Origin of the sequence: Pasteurella bettyae CCUG 2042 (assembly GCF_000262245.1) — a bacterium.
In the GTDB taxonomy this organism is placed as follows: domain Bacteria; phylum Pseudomonadota; class Gammaproteobacteria; order Enterobacterales; family Pasteurellaceae; genus Basfia; species Basfia bettyae.
This window is the reverse complement of the sequence record NZ_AJSX01000040.1, coordinates 16,290-31,394: the sequence shown is the minus strand read 5'-3', so window position 1 is coordinate 31,394 and position 15,105 is coordinate 16,290. Positions and strand designations below refer to the sequence as shown.

The window sequence follows — 15,105 nt, the reverse complement described above, 5'->3', positions numbered from 1 at the left end:
CCCAAAGTTAAAACTCAAATTGATAGAGAATGTCAACCGCTTGGTTAACACCAGAAACGGATTGCAAATAAAGTTGTGGGCATAATCTATAACGTAACGTAAACTCAGCTAACCCATCAAATAAGCCAACCCCATATTTCAATTGTAATCTTGGCGTTATATTACCACTAACCACCACTTTAGAGCTATCACCGACACCCGAAGTACCTAAATTTAGATCTTGAATACCAAAAGCCTCGCCTATGCCACCAACTAACTTGCCTGACTTAGCTAATCCTATCCCTAATAATGCCGCACCAACAGAACCACTAGACCCCGCTTCGCCACTATTTTCAAGAGAACGACCTGTAAGTAAGTAAGATAATGCTTGATCCTGTGGTAAACCCGGTTCAGAAAAGACTTGTACCGTTGGAGTATCTGCTAAACCTGTCACATTTACACCCGCGGTAATATTGCTATCTTCCATAGCTTCAGGATTACGAATAGCTTCAATGTTTAGCATCGGTTGTGAAGGTAATCCGTTGAAACTAATGTATCCTTTACGAATCAATAAGTCTTGTCCGAAAGAGGCGTAACGACCTTTTTTCAAATCAATTTGTCCATATAAACCAAGTTTTCCTTTCTCTTGTTTTACCATCAAGTTTCCAACAAGTTCAGTTTTCAAACCATAAGCATCAAGAAAAACATCATCGCCAACATTAATTTTTAAATCAGATTTAATCGCCATGCCTTCTGCTTCAGCAGGGAATTGCACGACTCGTGTACGAGGTTTAGTATCATCTAAAATAATTTCATCTTTACTAACAGATACGGCATGTTCAGGCAGACTTTCAACAATAATACGTCCCCAAGGAATATCAACATTTCCAGTTAACTCTAATAACTTAGGTGAAGCTTTCATTTCTACATTTGGACTAACTTTAAGTTTTGCCATGGTAGGAATATCTAGTTTAAATTCATTTCCTTTAGCATGCACTCGAGCCGTCCAGTGATCAAGATCTTTCCAACTTGCATCACCATCCACTTCTAATCGACTTTCAGATGTTTGTAAATTTCCACGTAGAACAGAATGATTACCGTTAAATCTTAATGTTAGATCGCCACCCGTTAAATCAAAAGGTAAAGCTCTCATTGCAGCTTTCATGTTTTTTACATCAAAATTACCATTAATCAACGGACTATTCAGATCACCGGCAAAAGTTAAGTTAGCCCCAACATCACCAGAAATATGTTCTGTATTAGCCAATAGCTGATTAGCAAGATTTAAATTTAACCCAGCTATTTTTAATGAACCACTTAGTTTTCGGGATTTAGATAAGTCTTGTAACTTCAAATCTGCATTAAGATTACCTTGATTTTGTAAGCTAATCACTGATTTTACTGCTAAATTATTATTTTCCATATTGGCAGTAAGATTGAGTTTTGAAACCCCTAATTTAAATTCTCTTCCTTCTATTTTTTGTGCAAATTTAATCCCATCACTTTTAATTTCAGCATCAAGCTTCATGGGCTTATCAGTAAACCAAGCAACTTTTCCTTTACTATTTAATTGACCTGAAAGTAAATTTTCTTTTTCAGTTAATTTATTCACTAAAGCTAAATCAACTTTCTTAATCTCAAATGGGATTTCTCCTGTGGAGCCGACAACTAAATTTTCAGGAAAACAAAGTTCAATGCTCGGATTATGCCAGCAGTGAGATGAAATTGTTGTTTTACTTTCTTTATTATCATAATTTACGGTAAATTGATTATTGGTAATATTACCAATAGGAGATTTGATATCTGTTTGACTAATCGCCCCCTTCCACACTTGTGTACTACGATCAAAAGACCCCGTTAAATTTAATTGTGCAGCAACAGGTTCGCCATGACTACGTAAATGTAGTTGATGGTTTTTCTCATCACCTTGAGCGGTTAAGGTTGCATCATTTAGCTTAATATCGCCATAGTTAAATCCCTCAAGGGCAATATTTAAATTACCTTCTATTTGCGATTCTGAATTGACTTTACCTTGTGCATAAAACTTACCAAGATGGAAATTCTGATATTGAATTTGATTTCCTTTTAGATCAAGATCCAAATGAGGTTCAGCAATGTTGCCAGTTAACACCATTCTGCCGTTTACTGAAGCAGATAAATCGGGAACTAACCCTTTTAAATTAGGTGCATTAATATCAAGGTTGAAATCTGATTTATCACTTAATATCCCTTTTGCTGAAATTTTATTATCGCCATAAGTCAGCAATAAATCAGGTATATTTAATAGTGTTTCTTGGCTTGCTGTAAGGTTACCTTTTAAGCTAAGTGGGCGCTGGCTGACAGTTCCTTTGACATCTAACGTAGGAATTTCCACTTTCCAAGTTTGATTATTTGCCAATCCTGAGCTAGAAATATTTCCTGAAAGAATTGCAGGGAAATCTTTAATATAACCGCCCATATTAATCTTATTCAAGACTGCATCCGTTTTCCATTCTACGCCCTGTTTCCAATTTATATGCCCAACTAAATTAAGGCTTCCATCAAGAGTAAGAAACTGTAATCTTTCTATAGTCGCTTCATATAATTTACCTTGTCCATCAAAATCAACTTGAGTTTTAGGTATCCCCATTCCTTCTACTTGAGCACTTAATTGGCCCTTATAATCAAGTAAATTCCCACTCACATTTAAATTAATATCTTGCAGTTGTAAAGGCATCGAACCATCAGCGAGACTAAATGGATACTGTGCTTTCTTACCAATCAATTGTAAATTGAAAGGTGTTTTCTCCTCATTAAGCTCAACCTTCCCAGTTAAGATTGCCTCAATTGCCCCACTCGTAGTGAGAGAAAGTGCGGTCTGTTTTTTCAAATTTCCAGACAACTTGAGCTCAAGTTGACTGTCTGGCAAAAGGATGACTTTTCCTTGCTTCATCTGATTAATATCAGTATGAATGGTTATATCTAATGGGAAATTTTCATTTAGTTGTAATTCACCGCTACCTGTAAGGTTGCCAAGATTACTGTTGAGATTCAAGGTTTTTAATTGAACATGATAATCTGTAGCATCCGCTTGTAATTGCATATGAGGAACAGTAATAACTTGTTGCGACTTATCCTCAATAAAGCTTTCATATTTCCAATTGTTACCTTGGATATCTTCAATGTGCATATCAAAAGGTAATATCACTTGCATTACATCACCTAATAAAGGTGGAGTTAACATTTCTTCAATTTTCGCCCAATCCACAGGCTGAACCTGTTTAGCCTCCTCTGCCATTTGTTTTTCTGCTTTTTCTAATTCAGTCTTAGTCGTTTTAGCAACAAAACTAAAATCATTAATTTCTGTTGGAAAAAGGATTAGGCCTTTTTCATTATCGAGACTAGCTGCGGTTTTAAAATGTTCTAGAATAAGCTGATTAGCATCGATTCCTAAAGCAAGCTCATCTACTGCAACATTTTTTACTGAAATGGAGATGGGTAAATGAATACGCTTCATTGGCTCTGATTCTTTTTCAGGCTCATCTTCTGAAGGGGGTAAGAGTGAGGTATCAATATTGATGATTGGTTTTTGAATACTAATGTCTTCTACGCAGACTTCACGATGCCAAAGACAACTAAAGTCTAGTTTTATATGGGCTTTTTCTACAAGAGTATCAATACCTGGAGATTGAAAACGAACATTATGTAATTCTAATCCCTCTTGCAAGTTACCTGTAATCTGTTCAAAAGATAGATTATCCATCATTTTATCAGTGAGTTTTAATAACTCTTGTTGACCAGATTGATTGGATAATGCACCTATTACACCAATAATAGGAACTAAAATTATTAAACTTACAATACAGAAAATACGATAACACCATTTTTTCTTATTAGTTGGTGTTTTTTCTGGTGGAGGCGGTTCTACTGTGGTTGTATTCTCAATATTCTCTGTCATATAAAATCCATAGTCATTCAATCTAACATAAATTGAAAAAAAGCATTATAGTTCTGTACCTAAACCAATATAGAATTGAATATTTTTACTGTTATTTTTATCTCTAATGGGAGTCGCAATATCAAATTTAATTGCACCTACTGGAGATGCCCAACGAACACCCATACCAGCACCATAATGCAACTCACCTACATTATAAGAATTAGCGGCTAAACCAGCATCAGCAAAAGTTGCTAACCACCAATCAGAAACCACTTGATATTGATATTCTAAAGTTCCTGAAGCTAAACGAGAAGCACCAACCAGTTTACCTTTACTATTTTTAGGTGACACTTTTTTATAGCCATATCCACGAATACTACGATCGCCACCAGCAAAAAAACGTAATGCAGGAGGAATTCGTTCTAAATGATTAGTATGGAGATAACCAATTTCACCTCGAGTTAAAAAACGATGATTAACGGCAAAGGTTTTTATCCATCCTGCTTTAGCTCTAATACTAAAAAAGTCTACATCAGACATCCAGATTTTATGCCCAAAATCAGCGGTTAAGCTAATCGTATCGGCTCGGGTTGCAAATAATCCGCCGGAAGTTCTTGCACGGCTGACAGATGCTGTGGGATAAACTAATAAGGTTTTTTCTTCTTTCTCCGCAGCTTGGGTAAATTTATCATAACGCATTCTTAACCCTAGTGAATATTGCCATCCTGTCGGATTATTCCAATAACGTAATCCCGCAAAAGTCGCCGCTAATGATTTGGTATCCGTATCATTATCATTTTCGTTTTCAACACCCGCAGAATATTCATAATAATATAATCTTGGGTTTTTCAATAATGGCATTTTATATGTAATTTCAAAGGTTTGCTTTGGAGATGAAACATAAAGATTAGAATGTAAACTATGACCTCGGCTATTGATCCAAGGACGAGTCCAACCAATTTTTGCACGAGGCCCGACATCTGAGGAATAACCTAACCCGACTTCCATTGCATTTTTACGTTTAGGGTACATTAACACATGCAAATCCACAGTTTTGCTATCTTCATGTAATTCAGGACTGACCATCACAGATTGGAACCAACCGCTAGAAGTGTAATTGTTAGTCATTTCAGAAACATCATTAATCAAGTATTTATCACCTGATTGAATTTCTAACATATTACGCAGATAATCTTCACGAATTTGAGAATGTTCAAAAGTAATGTTGCCATAGCGGTATCGAACGCCACTATTAAAATCCATTACCCACCAAGCTTGTCGTTTTGATGGCATAACTTGTAGTTGATGAACAGGGAATTGGGCATCAAAATAGCCTCGTTGGATAGCTAATTTTTCTAATGACGATTTATAATTTTCATAGGCTTCATGATTAAGTGCGGTACCATTTTCAGGAATTTTACTATTTAATTTTTTAAAATAATCATCATCTACAGCGTCTCCAGTGATCCGAATATCTGTTCCCACAAGAAGTGTGGGCTCACCAATATCCACATGTGCAACTAATAGATCTCTTACATTTTTACGAGGTTGCAGATCAAATACTACGGAACTATCATAGTAACCATAAACACGTAAAGCTTTATCAATATATTCCTTTACATTATTTTGATAGCGTTCAGAACCATTAGCCGTGTCTTTATCTAAAGTGTCTAAATAAAGACGAACATTTTCTTTTAATTCTTTATTCTTAATACCTTGAACACTCAGTTCTACTGTCTGCTCAGCAAAGCTAGAATTGCAAATAAATGCAAAAAAAATAATCCTAATAACTAGAGATAAATGTTGAGTTAAACGGTTCATAATATAGCCAAAATGTGTCACACTTCCCTCGATAATAAAACTTCTCTAGTTTACTCGGTAAACTAAAAGTTTAGCAATGCGAAAATATATGATTTTTCGACAAATTCTCATATTTTTTGTTAATTTATTTTGGGAATTCTTATTAAAATTACGAATTAATAATTAACTTACTCAATTACAGACAATCGTTCAATTAAAAAGTGCGGTAAAAAATAGGGAAATAAAAAAGCTAATTGCAATTTCAATTAGCTTTTTTATAAATACGACATTATGAACCTTTATATTCCAGGTAAAGAACCGTGGCGGCCACACGTGAATGTACGTTTAATTTACGTAATAAATTACGAATATGTACTTTCACTGTTTCTTCTGAAATAAATAATTGGGCTGCAATTTGCTTGTTTGAAAGACCCGTTGCAATTAATTGTAGAACATCCATTTCACGATCTGTTAAAGAATGAATAGGCTCATGGGCTGGATGACGCTCAACCAATAAACTCTTAATTGAATCACTCAGGATAATCTCACCCTGAGCAATTTTTTTAATTTGCGTTAATAAAACTTCAGGCTCAGTATCTTTTAATAAATAGCCATCTGCACCCGCATCAATTAAAGCATAAATATCCGCTTTAGAATCAGATACAGTTAAAATAACGATACGAGCATCAACCCCTTCTTGACGTAAGACTTTTAATGTATATAAACCTGACAGACCTTTCATATTTAAATCAAGAATAATGAGATCAGGTAATGTTTTCATCGCAAGCTCGACACCATCATTACCACTTCCTGCATCACCGACAACTTCAAATTGATCATCAAGTTCAATAAGTTGTTTGATACCACGACGAATAAGCGGATGGTCATCAATCACAATAACTTTTGTTTTTTCACTCATATTAATATCCAAATATTATTCAAGCCATTTCATTTGATTATAAAACAATATTAATTAAGATTCTATACTGTATGTGAATGACTAAACGGCAGAATAAGGAGTTTATTATGTTGCATTTTTAATTGATAAAATTGAGGATAATTAAAATCTCGTTTTATTATTTTGTAATAGTTACCTTTATTATCAAAGCCTGAAGCGTTGTAAATTTGGCTAATTTCTCTGATTTTTTGTGCTTTATCGCCCTCACACTCAAAGTATACTTCAATACGATTATTTTCATCTAAAATATAAACATTAAATGAATTATCTTCATTATCTTCAAAGAAAAATTGTAAGAAACCTTCACTGGCAAATGCTTCTATTTGGTGTGGGTAATATGGAGGTTGTTCGATTTTTTTAACCGATGATTGTGTTTTATCTTCTAGAGCCTGATCAATAATTATATTTGCCTCTTGTAAATGATCAGCTAATAATGAGCGCTCTTGAAAGAAAAATTGCCAATTTTTACCTGCAACACGTAACACATGATTATTTGTTTTCGTAATATTGGTTGTTCCTAACTGAATACTAATACATTTATTGATTAAATTAGAAACGAGTTCTGTTAACTCATTTTGATAGTATTGGCTATAACAAAAGACATTAATGAGTTCAGGCGTAGTGGAAGCTCGATGGATTTTACTAGAAAGTAATTTTAATGTGGATAAAATGGCTTTATTTCCCTCAAAGTGTAGGGTTTTAATTTCATTCCATTTATTTCGATAAATCAGGTCAACACTGCCAATTAAACTGTCATTTTCACCATCTAAACTAAACAAATCACTTTGTTGAATTTCTGATTTCTGTAAACCGATTCGTTTGGTGGGGTCATCAGTCAAATTAACCATAACAGCTAAACTGCGGATCTCACAAGGGTGGTTTAATTCTTCGTTAGTAGCGGGAGGAACACAAACAGGAAAAGACTCATGAAGATCTTCAATACACTGCTTCAACTTATTAAGGCTTACTGATTCACTAGAAATATGAATAGTAGAAGTCTTCGTAAGCAACCGATTAAAATAAGCCCATGCAACCAGTTTAATCAACATAACATTATATTCACTATAACGTTGCTGTGATGTTAACACTACAGATGGCATTTGATTAACCACATACCAACCTGGTTTTACCCCATTATCTTCATTCACCTCAATAAAAGTTAAATGCTCTTCTGATAAATTCCAGGCTAATTTAGGATTCATTAATGTTACCTTACCTGGCAAGACTTCAAAAGCACTATATAATTTACGTGTCAAAATACTAATATCTTGAGGAGCAATACTTGCATCTACATTATGTTTACGTGCAAAATTAACTAAATTACGGTAGCTTAACATCAACACACGAATTAATTTATTATGAGTTTCTTTAGCTTGACGAATTTTCCAATCAGGTACCGCATTTAAGTACTTAATCGTCTCTTCATTCCAATGCCATTGTTCTGTCAATTTTTTTAATAATTGGGCACGCCAAGGTGCAAGAGGTCGAATACGAATGGTTTCTGTCACTTTAATATAAAAACAACGACGTACAAAATCTAGTCGTTTCTCATCTTTCAGATTAGTCAAATAATCTGTTACTCGATGAAGCATTGCCATATAAGCATCAAAACATTGTTCTTTAATATTGTCTGAAGTAAAAAGTTTTTGTTTAAATTCTCGGGAAATTAATTGTGTATTTGGGTATTCCCAGGAATATGCTTCAAGTAATAGAATTTTTAGGACAGATTTATACGGAGAGTCAATTCCTTTATATAATTGCCATAAACTTGCACCAAAATATTCATTAGCCGAAAAAGAACCTAGCCCACCGAAATCAACCCATTCGGAACGATTAATTTGTTTTGTTGCGACTAAATTTCTTACTTCCTGCTCATATTCTTTTTCATTTTCTACATTTAAATGCAACCACAATAATGGTTTCCCCGCTAAACGAATAGCGGAACGATAGAATTCATCCAACAGCAACATATATTGTGCTGAACCACTATTTTCAGCGGATAATTCATTTGCATAACGATAACTATGAAAACGAGATTCATCCATCAGAAAAAAGTTAATATCGGTGTTCAATTGTTTTGCCCACAATTTTAATAATGTTGCTTTTTGACGCAACTTACTGAGAGCATAAGGCGATAACATTGGACTATGACATATCCACGTATCTAAGTCTGATTTAGTAGTCTGTGAAATAGAAGCAATACTCCCCATCACATAAATACCATAAATAGGCGTCTTTTCACTTTGATGGAGTTGTGAAAGCTGTTCTAGTTGAGTAAAAAATTCTGGATAAAATGAATAATCTGTAAGAAAGTTTTTTTGATAATCGGAAATTTCAAAGTTAGCCACACCCGCAGGTGCATCTACGACATAACCTGGTAAATCAGGATGGTTAAGATGCAACAATAAGCTAATTAATTGGAAAACATGTTGGAAGTCTGTCGTTGAGCCCGCAAGTGCTCGTTCAATGCGTAACTCATGCAAACTTAATACTTGTTTTTTGGCAAACTCAAGATCGTATTTCAAAATATATCCTAAAGGGAATAGATGACTTGCTACTCTATCACTGCTTATAATTTAAATCAAACTGGATCCTGTAAATCTATCAAATAGACTGACATTTTAAAACAACAGTGATAGGATATACTCATTTAAAATATCGACAATAATAATCTTATTTTATGAATGAAAAACAGAGTTTAAAAATAGCAACACGCCAAAGCCCTTTAGCCTTATGGCAAGCAAATTATGTTAAAGATCGTTTAACAAACTTATATCCAGATTTGCAAGTGGAATTAGTTACCATGGTGACTAAAGGCGATGTAATTTTAGATACCCCCTTAGCTAAAATTGGTGGAAAAGGATTATTTGTCAAAGAACTTGAACATGCTTTATTAAATCATCAAGCTGATATCGCAGTACATTCAATGAAAGACGTGCCAATGCAATTCCCCGCAGGATTAGAATTATCTGTGATTTGTAAGCGTGAAGATCCTCGTGATGCGTTAGTCTCTAATAAATATCATCATCTAGATGAATTACCTAAAGGTTCAATTGTAGGTACCTCAAGTTTACGCCGACAATGTCAGCTAAAAAAATTACGCCCTGATTTAGAAATTCGTTCATTACGAGGTAATGTTGGAACACGTTTAAATAAATTAGACAATGGTGAATATGATGCAATTATTTTAGCTTCTGCAGGATTAATTCGTTTAGGCTTGTCAGAACGTATTGCCTCATTTATTGAAATAGAGCAGTCGCTACCGGCGGCAGGTCAAGGTGCAGTAGGCATTGAAAGTCGAGCAGATGACAGCCGAGTGAAAAAATTATTGGCACCATTAGCAGACCAAGAAACAACAATTTGTGTACTTGCTGAACGAGCCATGAATAATCATTTACAGGGCGGTTGCCAAGTACCTATTGGTGGTTTTGCTCAAATACAAAATAATCAAGTTTATCTACGTGCTTTAGTTGGCGCATTAGATGGTTCTCAAATCATCAGAGCTGAAGGCAAAAGTGCGGTAGAAAATGCAGAAAATTTAGGTGTGCAAATTGCTGAACAACTTTTGGCACAAGGTGCAGATAAAATTTTAGAAGAAGTTTACCAAGGGTAAATTATGGCAGTACTCGTGACTCGTCCTGGTGAAAAAGGAACACAATTAGTTGAAATGTTAAATAAATCAGGTGTTGCCGCATTACATCTGCCTTTTTTTACCATCACCGCAGGTCGAGAATTAAATGAACTGCCAAATAAACTTATCCAACTAAAAGCAAATGATTATGTCATGGCGGTTTCTCAAAATGCGGTAGAATATGCAACAGAAACCTTGCACAATACAGGATTTCACTGGCGTGCAGATTTACAATACTTTGCAATTGGCCAACAAACAGCTATGCATTTTTCAAGTCTAAGCGGACAAGCCGTTCATTATCCTTTTCAGCAAGAAAATAGTGAAGGTTTACTCGCTTTACCTGAAATGCATATTTTGAAAGGTAAGACAGTATTATTACTACGAGGTAATAGTGGACGTGAATTATTTCCTGAACAAGTACAAGCTCGTGGTGGTCAGGTTGAAATTATTGAATGTTATCAACGCCAAGCAATTATCTATGATAATTTAGAACAAACGAGTATTTGTAAACGTTCTGGAATTCAAACTATTGTTGTAAGCAGTGGAGAACTTTTAAAATCACTAATTGAATTTGTGCCAGCCTCAGAGCAAAATTGGTTAAAAAGTTGTCAATTAATTGTAGTTAGTGCAAGAATTGAGAAAATGGCTCGTCACTTTGGTTGGACAGATGTTGTGGTGTCACCAAAGGCTGATAATCATACTTTATTACAAACCCTACTAACGTTAATTTCTTGAAATAAAAGGTTATAACTATGACAGATAAGCAAACTGAAACTGTGGAAGACGTGGAAAGCGTAACCGTTCAGGATGAAAAGGAACAAATCAAAGCTGAAAGTTCCGAAAAAATAGCGAAAAACAACCGCACTCCAGAGCCTGTCGTTGTCAAAAAAGGTGGGGCTGGTTTAGGCTTCCTTGCATTATTAGTCGCTTTAGGCGTAGGCGGTGCTGGTTATTACTTTGGTCAACAACAAGTTGAGCAGATTCAACAAAAACTCAATGCACTCGAAAGTCAAAAATCAGTCGCTGTAGCTGAATTACCTAACTTAGATCAAGCGAAATCTGAAATGACCAACTTAATTCGTCAAGGCTATCAAAATAATGCAGATAAAATTACCGCCCTACAACAAGCGCTAACAGAAAAAAACCAAGCCCTTTTGGATCTACAAACTCAAATTAATCATATAAAAAATACTGTAAATGCTCAGCAACCAAATGATTGGCTATTATCTGAAGCAGATTTTCTATTAGGAAATGCATTACGTAAACTGGTTCTTGATAGTGATGTTGATACCAGTATCTCACTATTAAAATTAGCTGATGAAGCATTAGAGAAAGTGGGTACTGCACAGGTTTCAGCGGTAAGAACTGCTCTGAATAATGACTTAAAACAGTTACTCGCAGTAAATAATATTGACCAAAATGCAATCATGCAACATTTGTCACAATTAGCCAATAGCATTGATGAATTAACGGTGTTAAATGTTGATTTCGATAACCAACAAAATGATACCAATGTATCAGATTCCGTTAATGACTGGGAAAACAACTTAAAGAAAAGTGCTTCTTCTTTTTTAAATCATTTTGTTCGGGTAACGCCAATCAATTCTAGTAAAAAAGAACTATTAGCACCAAACCAAGATATTTATCTACGTGAAAATATCCGTTTACGCTTACAAATGGCAATTTCGGCGGTTCCTCGTCAACAAAATGACTTATATAAACAATCTATTGAAGCGGTAAGCTCTTGGGTAAGAAGTTATTTTGATACCAATACAGAAATAGCGAAAAACTTTTTAAAAAGCTTAGATGAATTAGCTGAACAATCTATTTATGTGGATGTACCAGATCATTTAAACAGTCTAACTGCATTAGATAAATTATTAAATAAACAAGTACATGAGGTAAAAAAGGTGGAGTTATCGGTAGATAAAGATCTCACTGAAAAAACAGAAGCAACACCAAATATGCCACAAACAGAAAATGGAACTCCTGCTGAGAAAAGCAGTGAAGAGCCTAAACAATAAGGAACAAAATTATGTTTAAAGTATTATTTTTAATGCTTGCCTTATTAGCTGGTTTGATTGCAGGTCCATATCTTTCAGGCAAACAAGGCTATGTATTAATTGCAACCAATTCACACAATATTGAAATGTCAATTACCACATTGATCATTTTCTTTGTGATGGCAATGGCTATTGTATATCTTTTAGAATGGCTCGTAAGTCTTTTCTTTAAATGGAGCAATAACAGCTATAACTTTTTTTCCAAAAGAAAACGTATAAAAGCACAACAACAGACCCTCGAAGGTCTAATGCGAATGAATGAAGGTGACTATTCTAAAGCAGAAAAACTCATTGGTAAAAATGCAAAACATTCTGCAGAACCTATCCTTAATTTTATTAAAGCGGCAGAAGCAGCTCAACAACGAGGTGATGAATTCAGTGCTAACCGTTACCTCATTGAAGCCACAGAATTGGCAGGTTCAGATAATTTACTCGTTGAATTAGCAAGAACTCGGATTTTATTACAACAAAATAAATTACCTGCGGCTCGAAGTGCGGTAGATAGTGTGTTAGAAATGGCGCCACGCAATCCAGAAGTCTTAAAATTAGCCACTGAAATTTACTCACGTTCAAAAGCATTTGCTGCATTAGATAACATTCTAAATAATTTAGAAAACAGTGGTTTATATTCACAACAGGAATTTATTAAATTACAACATCAAGTTGAAGATGGCTTACTTGATGAAATTATGAATGAAGATGGAGCTGATGGCCTATTAGCATGGTGGAATGATCAGTCTCGTAAACGCCGTAATAATTTCTATGCGAAATTGGGTCTGATTAAACGTTTAATTGATTGTAATGATCATGATTCAGCTTATGAATTGACCTTAGATGCGGTGAAAAAAATAGATGATAATCGTGATTTAAGTGGAGAGTTATTTAATGTGATTACTCGCTTACAAGCAACTGATAGCAGTAAACTCATGAAACTTCTTGAAAAACGTGCATCTTCAACCTCATCAGAAAATCTATGTGCATTAAATCGAGCTTTAGGTTATTTATATGTACGTAATGATAACTTCTTAAAAGCCACTGAAGCCTTTAAAAAGGTGATCACTTGTTCAGAAAAACTGGATCCGAATGATGCGACTATGGCAGCTTACGTATTTGAACAGGTCCAGGATTTTGATGCAGCTAAATCAGTGCGTGAAACAAGCTTAAAAACGGCTATGGCGGTGGATAACCTAAAAACGGAAGAAATTGTTGTAGAGCCTCCTGCATTCTTACCTGAATCGGTGGAAAATAAACCTCAAGAAACCGTGAAAACCGCTCAGTGGGTAAGTAAGTAAATTAACATATAAACAAAATGCCAGCTTCACACTGGCATTTTTTATATCAAAGTGCGGTTCATTTTAGAAAAATTTTTGATTATCTGACCGCACTTTTACATTGAGGTAATAACCGTTTATAGAATAAAACGGCTTAAGTCTTCATTTTCTACGACATCATTTAATGCATCAGAAACATATTTTTCATCAATAACGACTTTCTCACCAGAGCGTTCACTCGCATCAAATGAAATACCATCCATTAAGCGTTCTAACACTGTATGTAAACGACGTGCACCAATGTTTTCAGTTTTCTCATTAACACGGAAGGCTGATTCTGCAATTTTACTAATACCATCTTGTGTAAATTCAATATCTACCCCTTCAGTTTTCATTAATTCACGATATTGTAAAGTTAATGAAGCATTTGGCTCGGTAAGAATTTGTTCAAAATCTTCTTTAGTGAGAGATTTTAATTCTACACGAATGGGTAAACGACCTTGTAATTCAGGTAATAGATCTGATGGACGCGCTACTTGGAATGCGCCTGAACAGATAAACAAAATATGATCCGTTTTTACCATGCCATGTTTGGTATTCACTGTAGAGCCTTCGATAATTGGCAGTAAATCACGTTGTACTCCTTCACGAGAAACATCGGCACCACCATGCTCACCTTTTTTACAAATCTTATCAATTTCATCAATAAACACTATGCCATGTTGTTCAACTGCTTCAATAGCTTTTTGTTTAAGTTCTTCAGTATTGACTAATTTTGCGGCTTCTTCATCAATCATCACTTTTAACGCATCTTTGATTTTCATTTTGCGTTTTTTACTTTTATTTGGTGACATTCCTTCAAATAAAGATTGAAGTTGAGAGGTCATTTCTTCCATGCCTGGAGGTGTCATAATTTCAACACTCACAGGTGTAGCAACGTCGATTTCAATTTCACGATCATCTAATTGCCCTTCACGCAGTTTTTTACGAAAAACTTGGCGAGTGCTTTCATTATTATGCTCTTCTGTATTACCCCATTGATCTTTAGCAGGTGGAAGTAACACATCTAAAATCCGCTCTTCAGCGGCATCTCGAGCTTTCATACGATTTTTTTCAACTTCATGTTGACGGACTAATTTCATGGATATATCCGCAAGATCACGGATAATGGAATCGACTTCCTTTCCAACATAGCCCACTTCAGTAAATTTAGTTGCTTCAACTTTAATAAATGGCGCATTAGCTAATTTTGCTAAACGACGAGCAATTTCAGTTTTTCCCACACCTGTTGGACCAATCATAAGAATATTTTTAGGCGTAACTTCTTGGCGTAGCTCTTCAGGTAACTGCATACGACGCCAACGATTACGTAATGCAATAGCTACCGCTCGTTTTGCTTCATTCTGACCAATAATATGAGCATCTAATTCAGAGACAATCTCTCGTGGAGTCATAGACATAATTTATCTTCCTAATTCAAAAAT

9 protein-coding genes are annotated in these 15,105 nt (G+C 35.0%); 4 read left to right on the top strand and 5 right to left on the bottom strand.

Annotated features, from left to right (window positions below):
• Positions 1-7 precede the first annotated feature (7 nt).
• The 4 genes from tamB to HMPREF1052_RS08335 form a co-directional block, all read right to left on the bottom strand.
• The gene (gene tamB, locus HMPREF1052_RS08350) at positions 8-3,916 is read right to left on the bottom strand and encodes an autotransporter assembly complex protein TamB (protein WP_005761348.1); all 3,909 of its coding nucleotides are present in this window, start codon (positions 3,914-3,916) and stop codon (positions 8-10) included.
• A 45-nt stretch (positions 3,917-3,961) separates the two neighbouring features.
• Entirely contained in the window at positions 3,962-5,719 is a 1,758-nt protein-coding gene (gene tamA, locus HMPREF1052_RS08345; RefSeq protein ID WP_005761358.1) for an autotransporter assembly complex protein TamA, read from the bottom strand.
• A gap of 268 nt (positions 5,720-5,987) precedes the next feature.
• On the bottom strand, positions 5,988-6,617 hold the full coding sequence (locus HMPREF1052_RS08340; protein ID WP_005761280.1) for a response regulator: 630 nt from the start codon (positions 6,615-6,617) through the stop codon (positions 5,988-5,990).
• Positions 6,618-6,679: 62 nt separating this feature from the next.
• Entirely contained in the window at positions 6,680-9,181 is a 2,502-nt protein-coding gene (locus tag HMPREF1052_RS08335) for a class I adenylate cyclase (protein ID WP_005761289.1), read from the bottom strand.
• A gap of 155 nt (positions 9,182-9,336) precedes the next feature.
• On the opposite strand from HMPREF1052_RS08335, the gene hemC reads away from it, so the two are divergent.
• Genes hemC through HMPREF1052_RS08315 form a run of 4 tightly spaced genes read left to right on the top strand, consistent with a single transcriptional unit; the run spans position 9,337 to position 13,642 of the window.
• Complete coding sequence (hemC, locus tag HMPREF1052_RS08330) at positions 9,337-10,269, top strand: hydroxymethylbilane synthase (RefSeq protein ID WP_005761404.1); 933 nt, start codon at positions 9,337-9,339, stop codon at positions 10,267-10,269.
• 3 nt (positions 10,270-10,272) lie between these two features.
• Positions 10,273-11,022 (top strand): uroporphyrinogen-III synthase, encoded by a 750-nt coding sequence (locus tag HMPREF1052_RS08325; RefSeq protein ID WP_005761310.1) that lies wholly within the window; start codon positions 10,273-10,275, stop codon positions 11,020-11,022.
• Positions 11,023-11,039: 17 nt separating this feature from the next.
• Positions 11,040-12,311 (top strand): uroporphyrinogen-III C-methyltransferase, encoded by a 1,272-nt coding sequence (locus tag HMPREF1052_RS08320; RefSeq protein ID WP_005761401.1) that lies wholly within the window; start codon positions 11,040-11,042, stop codon positions 12,309-12,311.
• An 11-nt stretch (positions 12,312-12,322) separates the two neighbouring features.
• Positions 12,323-13,642 carry a heme biosynthesis protein HemY gene (locus HMPREF1052_RS08315; protein WP_005761291.1) on the top strand — a complete coding sequence of 440 codons (1,320 nt, stop codon included), beginning with the start codon at positions 12,323-12,325 and terminating at the stop codon, positions 13,640-13,642.
• 116 nt (positions 13,643-13,758) lie between these two features.
• On the opposite strand, the gene hslU is transcribed toward HMPREF1052_RS08315, so the two are convergent.
• A complete protein-coding gene (gene hslU / locus HMPREF1052_RS08310; protein WP_172606386.1) occupies positions 13,759-15,084 on the bottom strand; it encodes an HslU--HslV peptidase ATPase subunit in 1,326 nt (441 codons plus the stop codon).
• Positions 15,085-15,105: the final 21 nt, after the last annotated feature.

Bases quoted from the DNA above. Each gene is read 5' to 3' on its own strand.
- HMPREF1052_RS08325 (WP_005761310.1), top strand. From the start codon at position 10,273: ATGGCAGTACTCGTGACTCGTCCTGGTGAAAAAGGAACACAATTAGTT.
- HMPREF1052_RS08315 (WP_005761291.1), top strand. From the start codon at position 12,323: ATGTTTAAAGTATTATTTTTAATGCTTGCCTTATTAGCTGGTTTGATT.
- tamA (WP_005761358.1), bottom strand. From the start codon at position 5,719: ATGAACCGTTTAACTCAACATTTATCTCTAGTTATTAGGATTATTTTT.
- tamB (WP_005761348.1), bottom strand. From the start codon at position 3,916: ATGACAGAGAATATTGAGAATACAACCACAGTAGAACCGCCTCCACCA.
- hemC (WP_005761404.1), top strand. From the start codon at position 9,337: ATGAATGAAAAACAGAGTTTAAAAATAGCAACACGCCAAAGCCCTTTA.
- HMPREF1052_RS08340 (WP_005761280.1), bottom strand. From the start codon at position 6,617: ATGAGTGAAAAAACAAAAGTTATTGTGATTGATGACCATCCGCTTATT.
- HMPREF1052_RS08320 (WP_005761401.1), top strand. From the start codon at position 11,040: ATGACAGATAAGCAAACTGAAACTGTGGAAGACGTGGAAAGCGTAACC.